The following is an 18,727-nucleotide window of genomic DNA, read 5'->3' as shown; positions in this document are numbered from 1 at the left end:
GATCAGCGGCGACGCCACTCCGACGCGGGGCGCGGCGAACTGGCAGGCGACGATGATGAGCATTCCGATGAGGACGATGGGCAGCGGTTCCACCCCTCCAGTGTAGTGGGCGGCCCCTCGCCAGCGGTCTGCGCCCCCGGTCGCGGTCCCCTCCCCCGCGGCGCGGGCGCGCGCACTCCTGGCGCGCCTGCTTCTCCGTCAGACCGGGCCCCTCCCGTGGCGTGGACGCGCGGGAAACAGTTCGCGCAGCCGCTCGGCTTGCGTGACGTAGCCCCCGCTCCGCGGGCTCGCGGGAATCAGGTCCCCAAACCTCTGTGCCCCGGCCCACAAAGGACGTATCCTTGGAGTCCATAGAAAGGAGCGGCGCCGACTGCTGAAGCGGAACCCCCCGGTTCCCCCGGCGTCCCGGCCCGGTCGCGAGGCCCCGGACCAGGACGTCGGCACACGCCCCGGCAGTGGCCGCGACCGCCCGGGATTATGCGCACGAAGACGTTCCCCACCAGCGACGATCTGGCTATCGCCATCCACCGCGGCCCGTTGGGCCCGATGACGCTCGCAGCTCACGGGGGCACTCTGGTGGGGGCGTGGTTCTACCGGCAGCGCTTCTTCGGCGCGCCCTACGGTGTGGACGAGGCGGTGGTCGGCTTCGCGCGCGACGCCGAGGACCCCGCGCTGCGCGCGGCGGACGCGTGGCTGGACGCCTACTACGCCGGCTCCAACCCCCCGCTGGACTTCCCGCTGCGCGCGTACGGGAACGACTTCCAGCTCCGCGTGTGGGACGCCCTGCTGCGGGTCCCCTACGGGACGACGACCAGTTACGGCAAGCTCGCCGAGGCGCTCACCCAGGAGTCGCAGCGCCCGCAGGGCGCCGCCGCGCAGTCGGGCAACGCGGGCAAGCGCGCGCGCCGCGCGGCGGCCCCCTCCAGGCCCGTCTCGCCGCGGGTGGTGGGCTGGGCGGTGGGGCGCAATCCCATTTCCCTGTTCGTGCCGTGCCACCGGGTCCTGAGCGCGTCGGGGGGCGTGTCCGGTTACGCCGGGGGCGTGGACCGCAAGGAGTGGCTGCTCGCACTGGAGTCGGGCAGGGTGGTCGCCGGCCTCTTCGGCGACGTCGACGGGGCGTGAGCCGCGCGGGACTCCCCCGGGCCGGGGTCAGGCGCTTCGGGGCTCCACCAGCTCGGCGACCTTGTCCTCGTCCACCGGCAGGTTCGCGTGGGCGAAGGCGCGCACGTCGTCCTCGTTGGCCACGATCTGCCCGGCGAGCTCGTCGGCGTCGGAGCGCAGCTGGGAGGCGTCGGCCACCGAGGCCTCGGCCAGCGCGCGCACGTCGCGCCGGTGCTCGGTGGTGTAGGGGGCGCGGGGCGTGTGCTTGCGCAGCAGGAGCCGGACCATTTTACGGCGCAGGTTCTCCTCGCGGCCGATGTTGTGGCGCTCGCGCCACCAGCCCATGGCGACAACCACCATGAGGGCCATGCCCAGGTAGCCCAGGATCGGGTACATAATGCCGACCAACGATTTGAAGCCCGCCATCGAGGCGGCAAGGCCCGCGACGACGACCCCGATGAGGATGAGGCGCATCCTGGCCTCGCTGCCGCCCGAGAAGCGCCGCGCGACCGAGTAGAACAGCGAGAACACGGTGTTGTAGATGAGGGCGAAGATGGCGAGGGTGTAGACGAACGCGAAGGCGGGGTGGATGGAACGGGCGATCTCCTGCATCGGCACGTCGACGTCCTTGACGGTTCCGACGTTGAGGAACAGGGTGATGCCGGTGAGGACGACCACCCCGGCCAGGACGGCGCCCCCGATGCGCCCGGCGCTGCGCGCCACGTCGATGCGGAGCACGGAGCCGCCGAGCACGAAGGCCATCGCGACCCCGCCAAGGACGCACAGCGCGCAGTAGTTGAGGGCGGACAGCCACACGTCCGGCAGCGCCGGGACGACGGAGCGGGCGGCCGCGTCGAGCTGTTCGACCGGCGGATGGGACTGGGTGAGGGTGTGGGCGGTCAGGACCAGGATCAGGACGACGATCACCGGGGTGAACACGCCGATGACCCGGGTGATGCGGTCGATGTCGAGGAAGGCGGTGACCACCACCAGGAGGCCGCAGACGACGGCGCCCCACATGGTCGGCAGGCCGAAGGCCTGCTGCAGGTTCGCCCCCGCCCCGGCCAGCATGACGAAACCCATGATGAAGCTGGAGACCACCAGGACGATGTCGATGAGGCGGTTGACGACGGGGTGGGCGATCCGCCCGAACACCTCGTCGTGGTGGTCGGAGCGGAAGTAGGACCCCAGCTGCAGGGCGAGCGATCCGAAGACCACGTTGAGGCCGCCCATCACGGCGATGCCGAGCACCCCCATCACCCCGAAGCTGAGGAAGTACTGGAGCAGGTCCTGTCCCGAGGCGAGTCCGGCGCCCGCGACGACCCCGACGTATGCCATCGCGACGGAGAGGTTCTTCTTCGGCATGATCGCCTTTCAGTTCGTTTCCCGCCGTTCTCGGCGGTTGGGACGCGAACCACCGTACGCGACGGGCCGGGCGGCGGCGCCCGGAGGGGAGGCAGCTCACGCCACGTGCTTTGCAAGGTTTTTATGAAAATGAAATACGGATTTGATCGAGAACCGCACCGCATGGTCGGCCCTGGACGCCCCGTCCACATTGACCAGTGAGAAGCGCCACGCTACCCTCGTTCAAATGACGCAGGACACATCCTCCGCCCCCGCGCCGGTGAGCGCCTCCGGGCGCCCGCTGGCGCCGAACTGGTGGTGGGTGGTCGCCACGATCTGGAGCGGCCAGGCGTTCTCCGTCATCACCAGCGGGGCGTCAGGATGGGCGATCATCTGGCACGTCACCACCACCGAGGGCTCGGCCCTCAAACTCGCCCTCGTCATGGCCCTCTCCCAGTTGCCCCTGGGGCTGCTGGCCCCCTTGGGGGGCCTGGCGGCGGACCGGTACAACCGCCGTGCCGTCATGATCGTCTCCGACCTGGGCGCGGGGTCGATGTCGCTGGCGCTGGCCGTCCTGGCGTGGTTCGGGCACGGCGACTTCGCCCTCATATGCGTTTTCGCGGCGCTGCGCAGCTGCTTCCAGGCGTTCCACTTCCCGGCGATGAGCGCGGCGATGCCGATGCTGGTCCCCGAGAAGCACCTCATGCGCATCAACACGCTCGACCAGGCGATCAGCGCCGTATCGAGCATCGGCGCACCGGCGATCGGCATCGCCCTCTACTCCGCCTTCGGACTGCCCTTCACACTGGGGTTGGAGTTCACGGGCGCGCTCCTGGCGGTGGCCGGCCTGGCGCTGGCCAGGATCCCCTCGGTCGAGGCGGAGATGCCCCCGACCGTCATGGGGCAGATCCGCCAGGGGTGGGCGGCGTTGAGCGCCAACCGGGGCCTGGTGGTCCTCATCGCCGCGCTCACCATCGGGATGATGGTTTTCGCCGCCATCCAGGCGGTGTACCCGCTCATGGCGAAACAGCACTTCGGCGCCGACGGGGGCATGGTGTCCCTCGCCGAGGCGATCACGGGTTCGTGCATGCTGGCCGGCGCGCTCATCATGATGGCCTGGGGAGGGGGGAAACGGCTCGCGCTGCTGATGGGCTGCGCGACCTTGGTCGTCGCGCCCCCCATCGCCTCCATCGGGTTCCTGCCCCCGGGCGGGTTCTGGGCGCTCGTGGCCCTCATGGGCTTCGCCTGCGTGTTCCTGGCGTGGTTCCACGCGCCCCTGATGACACTCATCCAAAGGCACGCCGGAGAGGACAAGGCCGGGCGCGCGCTGGGCTTCTTCCAGATGATGATCGGATTGGCGGTTCCCGTTGGCGTCGCCCTGGGGGGCGCCATCGCGGAGCGGACGGGCGTTCCCGCGCTCTTCACCGCCACGGGTCTGGTCTTCGGCGCGCTCGGGGCATTCATGTGCGCCGCCCCCTCAGTCCGCGCGCTCGACGCCCCCGCGCCCTCCGCCGGCCGCCCGCAGTAGCCCGCCAGCAGGCCCCTGCGCGGTTGTCCGCTGGAGATGGCGATCGCGCGCCGCCCCTGGCGCCCGGGCCGCCCGCCGCTGTTCCATGGGAAGCGGGAGGAGAACCCTCCCCCGGGGCCCGGCGCCCCGAAGACGGATGGAGGAGGGCCCGATGGGATGCGTGGTTTCGGCTCGCGGCGTGTGGAAGGAGGTCGCCCGAGGGGGAGGACCGCTCGCAGTCCTGCGCGGCTGCTCCCTCGACGCCGGCCCCGGGGTGACCGCCCTGGTCGGCCGCTCGGGGGCGGGGAAGACCTCCTTGCTCCACATCATGTCGGGATTGGACGCCCCGACCCGTGGCGCGGTCGTGGTGGACGGCCAGGACTTGGGCGCCCTCAACGAGGCGCGGCGCACCCGGTTCATGCGCGAGCACACCCGGGATAATCCACGCCCTCGACCCACAAGACGCCGAACGCCTCGATCCATCTGGATGGACGCCCATACAGCGAGGCCACTACGAGCACACCGTTATCCTACGCCCAGGGCGATGACGAGCGTTGCCGCTGCCAGCAGGAGGCTGGTCGGTGCCATCGTCCAGCGTTCGGCGGGGCTGCGCGAGAGCGCGTTGAGCGCCACGCTCGCGGCGAAGAACGCGAACACCACCCAGGTCAAGACGATCACCGCTGTGCTGTCTCCGGCCGGGAGAACACCCGCACGGCTGAGCAGCAGGGCCGCCAACCCCGCGTACACCAGCACCGACACCGCACTGGCGACGCGGAGCCTGCGCGGCAGAACGCGGTGCTGGCCGCCCCACCCGAAACGGCCTATGGGGAGGCCCGACGCGGCGAGGATCTGCAGGACGGCGAGCGCCGCCAGCAGCGCGAGCGCGACGAGAAGAGCGATGGCGGTCATGCGGTCATTCGCTCCTCAGATCGTGGGCCGTACTCGGCCGGGTACGTGCTTGCAGGGCTCTTCCTGGTCACGGTCGCTCCTGGGAGTCCTCGGTCGGCTCGGCGAGTCCGAGCAGGCTGGCGCGCGTCTCGCGCAGCCACTCCCGCTCGGCCTCAGCGTGGACCAGGCCATTGCGCAGGGTCGCCGTGTGCAACAGCCCCATCAGGTCATCGGAGTTGGCCGAGAGCGAGGACAACGTGGTCAACGTCTCGTTCATCTGACGCTCCCGCTCATCGAGCATCCTCTCCACCCCTTCCCGGCCGATCAGGGCGGCAAAGAACAGCCGGGCGAGGAACGGCTCCTTGGGAAGGTCCTCCTCCACCGGAGACGACAGCCAGTCAGTCAGCTCCGCGCGTCCAGCGTCGGTCAGGGAGTGCACCTTGCGGTCGGGCTTGCCGTCCTGTCGCACCACCTCTGTCGTGATCGCCCCCGCCCCGCTCAGCCGGTCCAGCGTCCGATAGATCTGCGACCGGTCGGCGTGCCAGAAGTGCGCCACCGAACCCGCGAACGCACGTGCCAGGTCGTAACCACTCGCGGAACGGATCGACAGCAACCCGAGGATCGCGTGCTTCAACTCCATGCCACTTAGTCTACCGCACACCTATATGACTATGCGCCTATAAGTTCGGAATCCACGAGCACGTCGGCGCCGCGGTCGCCCGTCCGGGGACGGGCGACCGACGCACCCGCCTGTTCAGTAACGTTATCACCAAGCGACTTTGCCATTTTTTGACCTTGGGTTATGCTTCCCCTCAAGAACGCGGCTGCGCCCCCGTGCGGTCCCGCACCCGGGAGGCCTGCCGCCCCGTCCCCAACAGAATGCAGAGGATCCGATGACCAACGAAACGATCAAGACGTTCCTGGAAGCTGTTTCCGACGCCCTGTACAGCTACATCCTCATCGCTGTGCTCATCGGCGTCGGCCTCTACTTCTTCATCCGCACCAAGGCCCTGCCCCTGCGGATGTTCGGAGAATCCCTCCGGGTGGTCGCCGAGCCCCCGGAGAAGGAGGGCGAGGTCTCATCCTTCCGCGCCCTCATGGTGTCCACCGCCTCGCGCGTCGGCGTCGGCAACATCGCCGGCGTCGCCACGGCCGTGGGCCTGGGAGGCGCCGGCTCGGTGTTCTGGATGTGGGTCATCGCCACACTCGGCGGCGCCTCCGCGTTCATCGAGTCGACCCTGGCGCAGATCTACAAGAAGAAGGGGCCGCACCACTCCTACGGCGGCCCCGCCTACTACATCCAGACCGCCCTCAAGAAGAACTGGCTCGCCTCGTCCTTCGCCGTCATGCTGATCCTCACCTACATGGGCGGCTTCAACCTGCTCGCCTCCTTCAACGTCGCGGATTCCTTCTCCGCGTACTCGTGGGCGGACGAGTGGACGCCGTGGATCGTCGGCGCGGTCCTGGCCGTCCTCATGGCCGCCTCCATCTTCGGCGGTACCCGCCGCCTCACTGACGTCACCGGGGTCCTGGTGCCGATCATGGCGATCGTCTACCTGGGCGTAGGCCTCGTCGTCATCGCGCTCAACTACCAGAACATCCCCACCATGTTCCGCGCGATCGTCTCCGGGGCCTTCGACTTCCGCTTCGAGACGCTGGCCGGCGGCTTCGCGGGCTCGGCCATGATGTACGGCATCAAGCGCGGTCTGTACTCCAACGAGGCGGGCGTCGGGTCCGCCCCCAACGCCGCGGCCTCCGCCTCCGTGTCGCACCCTGTGAAACAGGGCCTGGTCCAGATGCTCTCTGTCTTCATCGACACCATGGTCATCTGCACCCTCACGGCTTTCGTCGTGCTCTCCTCGGGCGTCGAGGGGTCCGATACCCTCAAAGGGGCGCCCCTGGTCACGTCCTCCATTGCGACCGTCCTGGGCGGGTTCGCGCAGCCTTTCGTCTCCACGGCGCTCTTCCTCTTCGCCTTCACGACCCTGATCGGCAACTTCTACTACGCGGAGGTGAACTTCCGATTCCTGCTGCGCAACGTCGACTTCAAGCACTGGATGCTCACCGCGTTCCGCACCATCGCATCCGTGCTGGTGTTCGCGGGCGCTCTGCTGGAGTTCGAGGTCGCGTGGAGCCTGGGCGACATCCTCATGGGCCTCCTCGCCCTGATCAACCTGCCCGTGATCGTCATCCTGGGCAAGAAGGCCGTGGACTGCTTGAAGGACTACCAGGCGCAGCGCAAGGCCGGCAAGGAGCCGCAGTTCGTCGCCTCCTCCATCGGGCTCGACCCCGGGGAGCTGGACTACTGGCAGGACGCGACCGCCCCGGTGTCCGCCGACTCCGCCGTTCCGGTGAACGCGTAGGAGGCGCCGACGCGCCAAGGGCCCCGGCCTCGTCCATCCCGACGAGGCCGGGGCCGCATTCGCACCCGGCGGATAGCCGCGCACCCTCGCGCCCGGGCATCCCGGTGCCCCGCATCCGTCGCAGAAAGTATTGCGAAAACCGTACTATCCATTTAACGTAATAGATGTCCGGGAGCGCGCACCAACAGGAGGGCATCGTGAACCACATCATCAGATACCGGAGTTTCGGAAGCCCCGACGTCCTGGAAGAAGCGGACGTCCCCCTGAGCGAACCGCAGGGGGCCGACGTGCGCGTCAGGGTCCACGCGGTCGGGCTCAACCCCGTCGACTACAAGACCTTCAACGGGGACCTCCGCGCACTCGAGCACCTGCGCCAACTGGCCCACCCACTGCGCAGGACCCCCATGTTCCCGCGGGGTGTCGGCCGCGATTTCTCCGGGGTCATCACCGCGGTCGGCCCCACAGCCACGGGCCACAGCGTCGGGGACCCCGTCCTCGGCACCTTGCGCAGCGCCCCCGGGCAGATCGTCCCCCAGGGGGCGCTGGCCACGGAAGTCATCGCGCCGGCGGAGACGATCACGGCGAAACCCGAGGGGATGAGCTACCAGACAGCCGCGTCGCTGGGCGTCGCTGCCGAAACGGCCTGCGGGGCCTTCCGCCGACTGCGCCTCGCCGCGGACGACGTCATCGTCATTATCGCTGCGGCTGGCGGCGTCGGATCCCTGGCTTTGCAACTGGCACTCGCCATGGGGGCCACCGTCGTCGGCATCGCGGGACGGGGGAACGCCGACTACCTGCGCTCCCTGGGGGCCATCCCCGTGGTGTACGGACAGGACCTGGCGACCCGCATCGCCCAGGCCAGCCCGGAGCCCGTCACAAAACTCCTCGACTGTTACGGCAAGGGGTACGCGCGGCTCGGAGCGGACCTGCGCATCCCCAGGAGCGGCAGGGGCACTCTGGTCCCGTCGCCCGGCGCGCTGGCCCGGGGGGCACGGTTCACTGGGGCGCGGCACGCGCTGCCGGGCGACCTGGAGAGAGTCGCCCAACTGGTGGCGTCGGGGCGCATAACGATCCACGTGGCGAACGAGTACCCCATGACCCTGGAAGGGGTCCGGGCGGCGTACACGGAGCTCGCCGCTGGCCACACGCGTGGGAAAATCGTTGTCACGGACGACACCGCCCGCTAGCCCCCGTACTCCGCCACGCCGATCGCCCTCGATACAGGAGGCCCACGTGACCGCCCCCCACAACCACCCTCTGGTGCGCGCGCTGCGCGCCTTCAACAGTGAGCTGGCCGCGAACAACCGCTGCATGGCCGCCAGAGTGGGCCTTAACGACTCCGACCTGGCAGTGCTGGACGTCCTGCACAGGGAGGGACCCCAGACCCCCAGCGCACTGGCCCAGCGAACACGGATCGCGACCACGACGATGACCGGTGTCCTGCGGCGTCTGAGCGCGGGAGGCTGGGTCGAACGCCGCACCAGCGACAAGGACTTGCGGTCCTTCACCATCCACATATCGGCCGTCGCTCGGCTCTCTGAGGTTTTTCGCCCGGTCGATGAGCGCCTCATCGATTTGGTCGACGAACTGCCTGAGCAGGACGCGCAGCGAATTGTCACGTTCCTGGGCGACGCCACCCGCATCGTGAGGGAATCCCACGCGTCGGGCGACAGCCACCCATAGCCCCAGTCACCAGACCCGGATCTGCACTCCCCCGGTGTGCCCGCACGCGGACAGGGCTCGAGCCACTGTGTCGGCAGCCCACCCGAGCATCTCAGGGCCCCCGTGCGGGGCGCGCAGAGCGGCAGCCACTCCGGCGCCGGAGGCCATGGAGGACTCCACGGTGAGCCCCATCTGCACACACGAGGCCAAGGCCTCGTCGAAGCCCGAGCAGGACAGGGGCTGCCTCGCGTAGCGTGCGCCCGTCTCGACGTGGATGAGTGGACCAGGGGCAACCAGGGACAAATCCAGCGAGCCAATGGGCAGGCTGCCGTCTTCCCACGGTTTGTTTGCGGTGGAGCGGGCGTAGCCCGGCGGCAGCTCACACTCGAAGACGCACTCGTCGACGCTCACATCGGCGACGAGCTCGAGGGTAGCCACGGAAGCGATCACGGAGGCCACGAATGGGATGCGCCTGCCCGTTTCCCCGAGCCACGTGTCGACGAGGGCGTGGCACATCGCCGGGGCGGCGGCGTCCGTGGCAGAATCCCCTGCTACAACGGACGCCCTCGGCCCATCAACACCCCTGCCTCGTGGTGGTGCCTCAATGTCGCCTACGAAAAAATCGAAGGCGTAGAGCCCATGATGGGTGCGATTGTCGTCGAAGTCGGCGAATCCCAGCCCCGTACCAACGAGCACGGAGAGGAAGGCGTCGTAGAGGCACTGCGGATCCTCTTCGAAACACCGCGTCGCGTGGGGCGCGCGCGGGGACATCTGCCCGCACAGCCACGCCTGCAACGCAACGTAGCGTTCCCTGGAAGCGCGATCGTTGACTGTCATGGGAACCTCCTCGTTCCACCCCGTAACGCTTGCACCCTCATTATCGCAGAAACGCGAAGGCCCCGGCCTCGTCCGTGTGACAGACGAGGCCGGGGCGAAGGTCTAGGCAGCCTGCTTAGCGGGTGGCGAGCAGCGCCTCCTCGGCCTCCTTGGTCCACAGGCCGTCCTTCATGGCGGCCGCGACCTGGGGGAACTTCTCGGGCAGTTCGCCCAGCGGCGTCAGACCCAGGTCGTGCAGGGACGGGAAGACCATGATCTTGCCGCCCGAGGTGCGGTTGATGACCGAGTTGATGGCGTCGCCGAAGCCCGCCATTCCGGTGACCGCGAACAGGGAGATCGACGTGTCGATGATCCCCTCCTCGATCTTGTGCAGGACGGTGCGCATGTCGGACACGTCCGATCCGGAGGTGCCCAGCATGAAGATGCGGCGCTCGATGATGCCCTGCAGGTCGAAGTCGCCGAAGGTGCCCGCGGGGATTCCCGCGAAGGCGTTGATGATCGCGCCCTCGGCCGCCAGGTCGACCGCGCCCGCGACGAGCGCCGGGACGGGCACGAGGCAGGTGATGTGCGTGTACCCGTACTCCAGCGGCGTCACGGAGGTGTTGATGATCGACAGGGGCACCCCGCGCTTCTCGGCGACCGGGCCGACGACCGCCTTGAGGCCCGCGAGGCGCTCGTCGGACAGGTCGGTGCCGACGACGCTGATGCCGGGGACGTCGGAGGTGACGGCGCGCATCGTGTGCATCTGGCCCATCGGGCCCGCCGCGCCGACGATGGCGATCTTGTCGCCCACCCGCAGGTCGCCCGTGTCGGGGATCCACGCGTAGCCCTCGGCCGGGTCGTCCCCGGTGGTGCCCACGAAGCGGATGAAGTCGTAGTGGACGCGCCCGATGTCCAGGGACACCTTGCGCTCGATGCGGCGCCCGCCCAGGACGACGTTGAGGACGCCGCGGGAGGCCAGCAGCTGCGCGATCTTCTCGATGACCCCGGCGTTCGCGCCGAAGTAGACGATGTCGTCGAAGGCGCCCTCGACGCTCAGCGCCTCCTCCTCGCTCACACGGGTGACTGAGGCGGGGGCGTGGGCGCTCGTCAGCGCGTCCACGTCGCCCTCGCCGACGACCAGCAGCTTGCCGCCGTCGGCCAGGTGGCCGCGCTCCTTCCAGGCGTAGGATCCTTCGACGGTCGCCCACGGCTCGATGAGGCCGACGGCCGCGGCGGAGGGGGCCTCGGACACGTGGATGAGGAACTCCTCGCCGTCGGGGGCGACGACGCAGCGCTCGTCGACGACCGTGTACTCCTGCAGGGCGCCGTCGAAGTTGTAGCCGAAGGCGCCGTTCGACTTCGCAGTGCGCAGGTGCTTCCAGTCCGCTTGGACCAGCAGGCGGTCGCCGACCTTGAAGTGGGTGACCTCGGGGCCGACCGCGATCACGCGGACGACCGGCTCATGGCCGGGGACCGTGGGAGCGCTGCCCGGGCGGTAGTTCGGGATCTCCGCGAGCGCCTCGGGGGCGATGCCGGAGACGACCTCGCTCTTGCGCGGGTGGTTGTCGAACTGGTGCAGCAGTTTCGTGTCGGAGAAGCAGATGCCGCACGCCTCCACTTTGAGGAGCAGCTGGTGGGGGCCGACCCGGTCGACGGGCTTGGCGGTGTTGACCTCGAACTGGTCGACTCCTGTGATCTGGATCGCGTACTGGGTTTCAGGGACCTGAGTCATGTTTTCTTCCTTGTCGTGAGGGGAGCGCGGAACTGGCGGTGGCGCGGAGCGGGAGCGCCCGCGGCGGCGTGCCCACGGGGCGGGCGCGCTCGCGCGATGTGCGCGGCCCAGCCCCGCCCCGCGGAGCGGTCAGGAGAGCATGACCTGGCCCCCGGTGACGGGCACGGCCTGGCCCGTCTCGTAGGCCTGCTCGACGATGTAGTAGATGGCGCGCAGGACGTCGATTCCCTGGGCGCCCCGGCGCATGGGGACCTTCGCCTCGTAGAACTCCTTGACGTCGGCGACCGTCTTGGCGCCGGGGACCTTGCCGGAGTTGAGGTACTGGACGAAGAGCCCGCGGTCGGGGTCGGACCACAGCGGCCCGTCGTAGAAGTTCCCGGGGCAGATCGCGTTGACCTTCACGCCGTGCTCAACCATCTCGAGGGCGAAGGACTGGACGAGGCCGATGCCGCCGAACTTGGAGCCCGCGTAGGCGGCGTTCTTGTTGGAGCCGACCAGGCCGGACTTGGAGTTGATCTGGATGATGTCGCACATCCACTCGGGGGCCGTCGAGTGCTGGCGGGCCAGCAGCTGCCCCAGGTGCTTGGTGACCAGGAAGAACGCCACGTAGTTGATGTCCGTGGACAGGCGGAACGCCGACGCGTCCTGCTCCAGGACGGAGCCGGCGCGCACGATGCCGGCGTTGGACACGACCAGGTCGAGGCCGCCCGTGACCCGCTCGACCTCGGCGGCCATCGCGGCCACGGAGTCCTCGTCGGCGACGTTGACGGTGATGGGGTGGGTGGTGCCGGCTCCGAGTTCCGCGGCCTTGGCGGCCGCGCCCTCGCCGTTGAGGTCGGCGATGTACACGAAGCACCCCTGGTCGACCAGGCCCTTGGCGATCTCAGCGCCGAAGCCCTGGGCGCCGCCCGTGACCAGGGCGACGCGCCCGGTGATGGCGCGCTCCCCGGAGGCGGTGGCCCGGACCTGGTAGGACTCGCCCCCGGCGGAGACGACGACGGGCAGTTCCACGTCGGCGAGGGAGTCGGGGGCCACATCGGCCAGGGGCTCGTCGAGGACGATGCCCGCCTCCTCCTGCGTGGGACTGACGATGACGGGGCGGCGCAGCGCCGCCAGGAAGAGCCCGCGGATCAGCGGTGCGTGTGTCATGGCGATTGTCTTTCTCTCTGCCCCGCCTGGCGGGGCGTGCGGTTGTGGTCTCAGGCCCTCGTGGCGTCCTCGGCGACGCGGTCGGCCGCCTCGCCGTCGGCGATCCTCCTGCCCAGGGGCGCGTACTGGGCGATGCGCTGCGCGAGGCGGTCGGGGCCCAGCCGTCCCGTCCGGCCCAGCAGGTGCAGGGCGGGGTCCACGGAGGACAGGGCCTCGTGGGCGACCAGCGCCCATGTGGCCTCGTTGAGGCCGGCGAACTCGGGGCGGCGCAGTTCGGGGCAGTTGAAGGCCTGGCGCGGTTGGTTGATGTCGACGCCGGAGATCTCCAGCATGCCGTGGGCGGCGGCGAGCCTGTGGACGCGGTCGAGCTGGGCGGGGGTGTTGCGCGGGGGCATGTAGGTGACGGCGCGCAGGCCCTTGGCCTCCATGGCGTCGAAGAGCTCGTCCAGGAAGTCGTCCTCGAACTTCTCCGCCTTCTTGTCGCCGGTCGGCGAGGCGGACACGTCGCCCAGGTAGGCGTAGGTGGCGATCGCCCCCACGGAGTCGGCGAAGGCGACGACCTCGTCGGCGGTGGCCAGCTCGTCGGTGGGCTGGATGTAGACGCGGTCGAGGTACTCGGCCTTGAGGACGCCGAGCAGGTCGAACACGAGGTGGGGGTTGCCGGGGTCGGCCAGGGCGCCGGCGAGGGCGGCGGGCACAGTGACGCCCATCGTCCCAAGGCCTGCCACCAGGGCGGGGCCGCGCCCGAATCCCCTGATCAGGGCCGAGGCCATGGCGGCCAGGAGGTGGCGCTCGGTGATGCCTCCCCCGTGGGCGTACTGGGAGGCGGCGACCATGTCGGAGCGCGGGTCGAAGGGCTCCAGGCCCAGGCCGGCCAGGACGGCGTTCGCCTCGTCGGCCATCGCCAGGGTGCGGCGCAGCCGCGCCTGCCGCTTGGGGGCCAGCCACGCGTCCACGGCGGCGCGCGCGGGGGCGGGCACTCCCTGAACGGTCATGTAGGCGATCCCCGCGGAGTCGGGGTTGTTGAGTTTGCGCCCGTCGAGCGGGCCGTCCGGGTCGAAGCGCGCGCGGATCTCGAAGCCCGTCACGGAGCCCATTCCCAGGGCGCGGGTGGCGGCCGTCATCTCCGGTGCGGCGGCGATGGAGTCGTGGTCGACGGAGCCCACCACCCGCAGTCCCGCGCGGCGCGCCAGCAGGGCGGCGTGCGTGGGGGTGTAGGGGCTGAAGGAGTAGCAGGTGTGGATGTGGTTGTTGGACTCGGGGACCCATTCGGGGAACGCTTCCCCGCGGATGGCTTCCCGGAGCGCTGCTGTGCGCTCGTCCTGGCTGAGGGTCGCGTCGTTCGTGGCGTCCATTGTTGGTCCTCGCATCACGGTCATTGGGTTGCGATGAAGTGTGGCGACGGGGCCGGGGCGGTGTTGGCGTGGAGGGTGCCCCGGCCCCGTCGCTGGTCCGCTTGGCGGACCGGCAGGGGGCGGACCGGAAAGGGGAGCACGGCCCGCCCCATGGCTTTTACAGGCCCGCCCTGTTGAGGCGGGCGATCTCGGCCTCGGTCGCGTGCTTCGTGGTGGGCACGTGGCCGGGCAGAGGGACGATGCGCTCATGGATCGCGTCAATGATCCAGGATACCTGCGGGAAGAAGAAAGATTCCATCTCAGGGCCGGGCGTGATGCCGTTGCGCGAGCCCACGACGGCCACCGGCGCGTCGAGGGCGTCGAAGGCGAGGGTCTGCACGTTGGTGGCGACCGTGTTGAGGAAGGAGCCGCGCTCGACCGCGTCCGAGGTGAGCAGCAGGCGGCCCGTCTTCTTGACGGAGGCGATGAGCTTGTCGTAGTTCAGGGGCGCCACGAAGCGCAGGTCGATGACCTCGGCGCTCATGCCGTACTTCTCAGCCAGCACGTCGGCGGCCTCCAGCGCCTTGTAGACGGTGGCGCCGTATGCCGCGATCGTGATGTCGCCGCCCTCGCGGCGGATGGCGGGCTCGCCCTCCTCGGTCTCGTAGTAGCCCTCGGGGACGCCGCCGGGCTCGAAGTCCTCGCCCTTGTCGTACAGCTTCTGGGACTCGAAGAAGACGACGGGGTCGGTGCCGGACAGCGCCAGGTTGAGCATGCCCTTGGCGTCGGTGGGCGTGGTCGGGAAGTAGACCTTGAGGCCGGGGATGTGGGCGGTCAGGGCGCTCCAGTCCTGGCTGTGCTGGGCGCCGTACTTGGCGCCCACGGACACGCGCAGCACGAGGGGCATCTTGAGCAGGCCGGCGCTCATGGACTGCCACTTGGCCATCTGGTTGAAGACCTCGTCGCCCGCGCGGCCCAGGAAGTCGCAGTACATGAGCTCGACGACCGCGCGCCCGCCGGCCATGGCGTAGCCGACGCCCGCGCCGACGATGGAGGCCTCGGCGATGGGCGAGTTGAACAGGCGGCGGTAGGGCAGTGCCTCGGTGAGGCCGCGGTAGACGGCGAAGGCGCCGCCCCAGTCGCGGTTCTCCTCGCCCCAGGCCGCCATCGTCGGGTCGGTCTTGAAGCGGTGGAGCATCGCCTCGAAGAGGCCGTCGCGGAACTGGTACATGCGCATCTTGGAGACGGGCTTGCCGTTGGCGTCGACGCTGGTGCGCACCTTCTTGGCCAGGGCCTTCACGCGCGGGTTGTCCGCCAGGTCGATCTCGGGGGCGGCGTCGTCGAAGGCCTCGACCTTCTCGTTGGAGTACATGACGGAGTCGATGTAGCCGTCGGCCACGCGCGGGGTGGCCTCGTCGTCGATGGCGAGCTTGAGGACCTTGACGAGTTTGCCGGTCAGGTCCGCCGTGTAGTCGTCGATGGCGGACTGGGTGGTGAGGCCGTTGGAGATGAGGAGGTCGGAGTACTCCTTGATGCAGTCCACCTGCTCCCACAGCTCGACCTCCTCCTTCGTGCGGTACGACGAGGCGTCCGACGGCGAGTGGCCCGAGAAGCGGTAGGTGATGGTGTCCATGAGGACGGGGCCGCGCCCCTCCTCGAGGATCTTCTTCTTGCGGGCGGTGGCCTCGGCGACGGCGAGGGGGTTGATGCCGTCGACGCGCTCGGCGTGCATGGCCTCGGGGTTGAGGGCGGCGCCCACGCGGGCGAGGACCTCGTAGCCCATGGTCTCGCCGTAGGTCTGGCCGCCCATGCCGTAGAAGTTGTTGAAGAAGTTGAACAGGATCGGCGGGTTGCCGCCGTCCTCCGCGCGCCACAGGGAGCGGAACTGGTCCATCGACGCGAAGTTGAGGGCCTCCCACACGGGGCCGCATGCCAGGGCGGCGTCGCCGACGTTGGAGATGACGATGCCGGGCTTGCGGTTGATGCGCTTGAACAGGGCGGCGCCGTTGGCGATGGGGGCGCTCCCGCCGACGATCGCGTTGTTCGGGTAGGAGCCGAACGGGAGGAAGAAGGTGTGCATGGAGCCGCCCAGGCCCCGGTTGAATCCGGACTTGCGGGCGAAGATCTCGGCGAGCGCCCCGAAGAGGATGAAGTTCTCGGTGAGGTCCTTGGTGTCCTTGTAGTCGATCCGCTCGGCGTAGGACAGGGTCTCGCCGCCCAGGAAGCCCTTCATGATGGCCTCGAGGTCGCCCTCGTCCATCTGGTGCATCGCCGAGTAGCACTTGGCGAGGATCTCCCCGTGGGAGCGGTGGGAGCCGAAGATGAAGTCGTCCGGGGTCAGTACAGCGCTCTGGCCGACGTAGGCGGACTCCTGGCCGATGCCGAGGTGGGCGGGGCCCTTGTGGTTGTAGGCGACGCCCTGCCACTCTCCGGTCTTCTTGATGGAGTCCAGCATCGACTCGAAGGTGCGCACGACGATCATGTCGTGGAGCATGCGCACGAGGCCGTCCTCGCCGTGGCGCGCCACCTCGGTGCCGAGGTCGAAGGAGTACTGGTTCACGGGAACGTCCGGGAAGGCGACGTGCCCGGGCGCGCGCACCTCCGAGGGGTCGACGATCAGTGACTTGGTCATGGGTTTTCTACTTCTTCCTTGAGTAGCGGGTGTATCAGAGCTTGACGGCCCAGGCGGCCTCGCGGATGACCTCGGAGACCGTGGGGTGGGGGAAGACGACCTGGCGCAGGTCCTCGACGGTGAGCTCCATCTCGAGGACGGCCTGCGCGCCCCAGATCATCTCGGCGGCGTAGGCGCCGAGCACGTGGATGCCGAGGACCTGGTGGGTGTCGGGATCGACGAGGATCTTCGCCTCGCCGGGGGCTTTGAAGCCGTTCTCGGCGATGAAGCGCCCGGACATGAGGGCGGGGACCTTGGCGACCAGGACGGGGCGCCCCTCGCGCTTGGCCGCCGACTCGGTCAGGCCGACTCCGGCCGCCTCGGGGATCGAGAACACGGCCCACGGGACGGTGTGCCAGCGCATGACCTCGCCGCGCTTCTTGGCGGCAGGGTCGAGGATGTTCGCCGAGGCGATCTCCGCCATGCGGTAGGCGGCGTGGGCGAGCAGCGACCGTCCGGTGACGTCGCCGATGGCCCAGACGTTGGGCAGGTTGGTGCGCATCGTGTCGTCGACGACGACGCCGCGGTCGATCTCGAGGCCGGCCTCCTCGGCGCCCCAGCCCGCAGTCGCGGGACGGCGGCCGACGGCCATGAGGACCACGTCGGCCTCGACGCTCTTGCTCTGTCCGTCCTTGGAGTAGTGGACGGTGCCCCCGTCGAGGGACTCGACCCGGCATCCCAGTTCGAAGGCCACGTCCTTCATGGCGGCGCGGGCCCTGGCGGCCAGGTCGTCGTCCATGAAGGGCAGGATCTCGGGGGCCATCTCGATGACGGTGACCTTCGAGCCGAGCGTGGAGTACAGGGAGGCGAACTCGACGCCGATGACGCCGCCGCCGATGACGGCCAGGCGCGCGGGCACCTCGGGCAGGGACAGGATGCCCGTGGAGTCCACCAGGGCCGGGTTGTCCTGCGTGCCGGGCAGCGGCGGCATGGCGGGCACGGAACCCGTGGCGATGATGACGTGGTCCGAGGTGTAGGCCGTGCCCTCGACGGTGACGCGGCCGGGGGCGTCGAGGCGGCCCCGGCCGTTGATGACCGTGACTCCCGCCTTGCGCTCGGTGGCGGCCACGCCGGCCACGAGTCCCTTGACGACCTGGTCCTTCCAGGCCTGCATCTGCGCCCAGTTGACGGACACGCCCTGGGCGTCGACGCCGAACTGGCCGGCCTCCTTGGCGTGCAGGTAGTTCTTCGCGCCGTTGAGCAGGGTCTTGGTGGGGATGCAGCCCACGTTCAGGCAGGTGCCCCCCAGGTACTGCTCCTCCACCAAGGCGACCCTCTTGCCCGCGTGGCCGAGGCGCTCGGCGGCCAGGTAGCCCCCGGGGCCGGCCCCCAGGACGATGACGTCGAAGTGTGTCTCGCTCATGTGTGTTCCTCTTCTCTCAGGCCAGGACGGTCACGTCGATGTTCTCGATGGCGGCGACGAGGTCGCGCAGGAAGCGCGCGCCGTCCGCTCCGTCGATGACCTGGTGGTCGATCGTGAGCGACAGGTTGAGGCGCTGCTCGACGCCGACGGCGCCGTCGGGGGCCAGGGCCGGGCGCGGAGTGATCGCGCCGACGCCGAGGATCGCCGTCTGGGGCAGGTTGATGACGGGGGTGAAGGTCTCGATCCCGAAGGATCCGATGTTGGAGACCGTGAAGGTCCCGCCGCCCAGGTAGTCGGGCGGCAGGGTGCCGTCGATGGCGCCGCCGGCCAGGCGCTTGGCCTCGTCGGAGAACGCCTTGAGGCCCAGGGACTGCGCCGAGCGGATGACGGGGACCAGGAGGCCGCGCGGGGTGTCGCACGCGAAGCCGAGGTGGACCTGCTCGAACTCGGTGAGGACGCCGTCCTCGAGGTGCGCGTTGAAGACGGGGTACTTGAGGAGGGTGCGCGACACTGCGAAGCAGACGAGGTCGTTGAGGGTGATCCTGTTCAGGCCCAGGGCCTCGTCGGCGTTCTTGACCTTCTTGCGCAGGGCGAGGATGCCCGCGGCGTTGGCGCTCGTGTTGAGGGTCAGCTGCGCGGTGGAGGTCAGGGACTCCATCATGCGCTTGGCGACGACCTTGCGCACGCCCTTGAGCGGGGAGGAGGTGGAGGCGCCGGGGAAGTCGGCCGCCGGGGCAGTGGCGGCGGCGGACGAGGCCGGGGCCGGGGCCGCCTCGGGCGCGCGGGCGGCGTCG

General features: G+C 69.5%; 15 protein-coding genes and 1 pseudogene. 6 read left to right on the top strand and 10 right to left on the bottom strand.

Annotated elements, in window-relative coordinates; genetic code table 11:
* Window positions 1–477: 477 nt before the first annotated feature.
* Window positions 478–1,122: a methylated-DNA--[protein]-cysteine S-methyltransferase gene (locus BH719_RS08930; RefSeq protein WP_009400414.1), complete on the top strand. Its 645-nt coding sequence runs from the start codon at window positions 478–480 to the stop codon at window positions 1,120–1,122.
* Between the two features lie 27 nt (window positions 1,123–1,149).
* Here BH719_RS08930 and BH719_RS08925 read toward each other — a convergent pair whose 3' ends face one another.
* Window positions 1,150–2,466 (bottom strand): YkvI family membrane protein, encoded by a 1,317-nt coding sequence (locus BH719_RS08925; protein ID WP_009400413.1) that lies wholly within the window; start codon window positions 2,464–2,466, stop codon window positions 1,150–1,152.
* A gap of 226 nt (window positions 2,467–2,692) precedes the next feature.
* Between BH719_RS08925 and BH719_RS08920 the strand changes: the two genes are divergently transcribed.
* Window positions 2,693–3,973 carry an MFS transporter gene (locus BH719_RS08920; protein ID WP_034256010.1) on the top strand — a complete coding sequence of 427 codons (1,281 nt, stop codon included), beginning with the start codon at window positions 2,693–2,695 and terminating at the stop codon, window positions 3,971–3,973.
* 85 nt (window positions 3,974–4,058) lie between these two features.
* Window positions 4,059–4,370: pseudogene (locus BH719_RS10315) on the top strand (ATP-binding cassette domain-containing protein); the annotation flags it as partial.
* 107 nt (window positions 4,371–4,477) lie between these two features.
* Here BH719_RS10315 and BH719_RS08910 read toward each other — a convergent pair.
* Window positions 4,478–4,861 (bottom strand): hypothetical protein, encoded by a 384-nt coding sequence (locus BH719_RS08910; RefSeq protein ID WP_009744513.1) that lies wholly within the window; start codon window positions 4,859–4,861, stop codon window positions 4,478–4,480.
* 67 nt (window positions 4,862–4,928) lie between these two features.
* Window positions 4,929–5,480 (bottom strand): PadR family transcriptional regulator, encoded by a 552-nt coding sequence (locus BH719_RS08905; RefSeq protein ID WP_009744512.1) that lies wholly within the window; start codon window positions 5,478–5,480, stop codon window positions 4,929–4,931.
* Between the two features lie 253 nt (window positions 5,481–5,733).
* On the opposite strand from BH719_RS08905, the gene BH719_RS08900 reads away from it, so the two are divergent.
* The 3 genes from BH719_RS08900 to BH719_RS08890 all read left to right on the top strand — a co-directional run bounded on the left by BH719_RS08900 (window position 5,734) and on the right by BH719_RS08890 (window position 8,886).
* Window positions 5,734–7,203, top strand: a complete 1,470-nt coding sequence (locus BH719_RS08900; protein WP_009744511.1) for an alanine/glycine:cation symporter family protein — start codon at window positions 5,734–5,736, stop codon at window positions 7,201–7,203.
* A 197-nt stretch (window positions 7,204–7,400) separates the two neighbouring features.
* Window positions 7,401–8,390, top strand: a complete 990-nt coding sequence (locus BH719_RS08895) for an NADP-dependent oxidoreductase (protein WP_034255427.1) — start codon at window positions 7,401–7,403, stop codon at window positions 8,388–8,390.
* Window positions 8,391–8,436: 46 nt separating this feature from the next.
* Window positions 8,437–8,886: a MarR family winged helix-turn-helix transcriptional regulator gene (locus BH719_RS08890; protein ID WP_009744509.1), complete on the top strand. Its 450-nt coding sequence runs from the start codon at window positions 8,437–8,439 to the stop codon at window positions 8,884–8,886.
* Between the two features lie 6 nt (window positions 8,887–8,892).
* On the opposite strand, the gene BH719_RS08885 is transcribed toward BH719_RS08890, so the two are convergent.
* The 7 genes from BH719_RS08885 to BH719_RS08855 all read right to left on the bottom strand — a co-directional run.
* On the bottom strand, window positions 8,893–9,702 hold the full coding sequence (locus BH719_RS08885; RefSeq protein ID WP_009744508.1) for a hypothetical protein: 810 nt from the start codon (window positions 9,700–9,702) through the stop codon (window positions 8,893–8,895).
* A 115-nt stretch (window positions 9,703–9,817) separates the two neighbouring features.
* Window positions 9,818–11,416, bottom strand: a complete 1,599-nt coding sequence (locus BH719_RS08880) for an alcohol dehydrogenase catalytic domain-containing protein (RefSeq protein ID WP_009744507.1) — start codon at window positions 11,414–11,416, stop codon at window positions 9,818–9,820.
* 129 nt (window positions 11,417–11,545) lie between these two features.
* A complete protein-coding gene (locus BH719_RS08875) occupies window positions 11,546–12,565 on the bottom strand; it encodes an SDR family NAD(P)-dependent oxidoreductase (RefSeq protein ID WP_009744506.1) in 1,020 nt (339 codons plus the stop codon).
* A gap of 50 nt (window positions 12,566–12,615) precedes the next feature.
* A complete protein-coding gene (locus tag BH719_RS08870) occupies window positions 12,616–13,920 on the bottom strand; it encodes a PHP domain-containing protein (protein WP_009744505.1) in 1,305 nt (434 codons plus the stop codon).
* A 157-nt stretch (window positions 13,921–14,077) separates the two neighbouring features.
* On the bottom strand, window positions 14,078–16,531 hold the full coding sequence (locus tag BH719_RS08865; protein WP_009744504.1) for an alpha-ketoacid dehydrogenase subunit alpha/beta: 2,454 nt from the start codon (window positions 16,529–16,531) through the stop codon (window positions 14,078–14,080).
* Window positions 16,532–16,565: 34 nt separating this feature from the next.
* A complete protein-coding gene (gene lpdA, locus BH719_RS08860; protein ID WP_009744503.1) occupies window positions 16,566–17,933 on the bottom strand; it encodes a dihydrolipoyl dehydrogenase in 1,368 nt (455 codons plus the stop codon).
* A gap of 16 nt (window positions 17,934–17,949) precedes the next feature.
* Window positions 17,950–18,727 (bottom strand): dihydrolipoamide acetyltransferase family protein (locus BH719_RS08855; RefSeq protein ID WP_173647193.1); only part of this gene is annotated, 778 nt, incomplete at its 5' end.

Origin of the sequence: Pauljensenia hongkongensis (assembly GCF_001746855.1) — a bacterium.
Taxonomy (GTDB): Bacteria; Actinomycetota; Actinomycetes; order Actinomycetales; family Actinomycetaceae; genus Pauljensenia; species Pauljensenia hongkongensis.
The sequence above is the reverse complement of the archived record's forward strand: the minus strand, read 5'-3'. Positions and strand labels throughout refer to the sequence as shown.

Excerpts from the sequence above, each read along its gene's own strand:
- BH719_RS08925 (WP_009400413.1), bottom strand. The coding sequence starts at position 2,466 with ATGCCGAAGAAGAACCTCTCCGTCGCGATGGCATACGTCGGGGTCGTC.
- lpdA (WP_009744503.1), bottom strand. The coding sequence starts at position 17,933 with ATGAGCGAGACACACTTCGACGTCATCGTCCTGGGGGCCGGCCCCGGG.
- BH719_RS08920 (WP_034256010.1), top strand. The coding sequence starts at position 2,693 with ATGACGCAGGACACATCCTCCGCCCCCGCGCCGGTGAGCGCCTCCGGG.
- BH719_RS08870 (WP_009744505.1), bottom strand. The coding sequence starts at position 13,920 with ATGGACGCCACGAACGACGCGACCCTCAGCCAGGACGAGCGCACAGCA.
- BH719_RS08905 (WP_009744512.1), bottom strand. The coding sequence starts at position 5,480 with ATGGAGTTGAAGCACGCGATCCTCGGGTTGCTGTCGATCCGTTCCGCG.
- BH719_RS08900 (WP_009744511.1), top strand. The coding sequence starts at position 5,734 with ATGACCAACGAAACGATCAAGACGTTCCTGGAAGCTGTTTCCGACGCC.
- BH719_RS08910 (WP_009744513.1), bottom strand. The coding sequence starts at position 4,861 with ATGACCGCCATCGCTCTTCTCGTCGCGCTCGCGCTGCTGGCGGCGCTC.
- BH719_RS08875 (WP_009744506.1), bottom strand. The coding sequence starts at position 12,565 with ATGACACACGCACCGCTGATCCGCGGGCTCTTCCTGGCGGCGCTGCGC.
- BH719_RS08885 (WP_009744508.1), bottom strand. The coding sequence starts at position 9,702 with ATGACAGTCAACGATCGCGCTTCCAGGGAACGCTACGTTGCGTTGCAG.
- BH719_RS08930 (WP_009400414.1), top strand. The coding sequence starts at position 478 with ATGCGCACGAAGACGTTCCCCACCAGCGACGATCTGGCTATCGCCATC.
- BH719_RS08865 (WP_009744504.1), bottom strand. The coding sequence starts at position 16,531 with ATGACCAAGTCACTGATCGTCGACCCCTCGGAGGTGCGCGCGCCCGGG.
- BH719_RS08880 (WP_009744507.1), bottom strand. The coding sequence starts at position 11,416 with ATGACTCAGGTCCCTGAAACCCAGTACGCGATCCAGATCACAGGAGTC.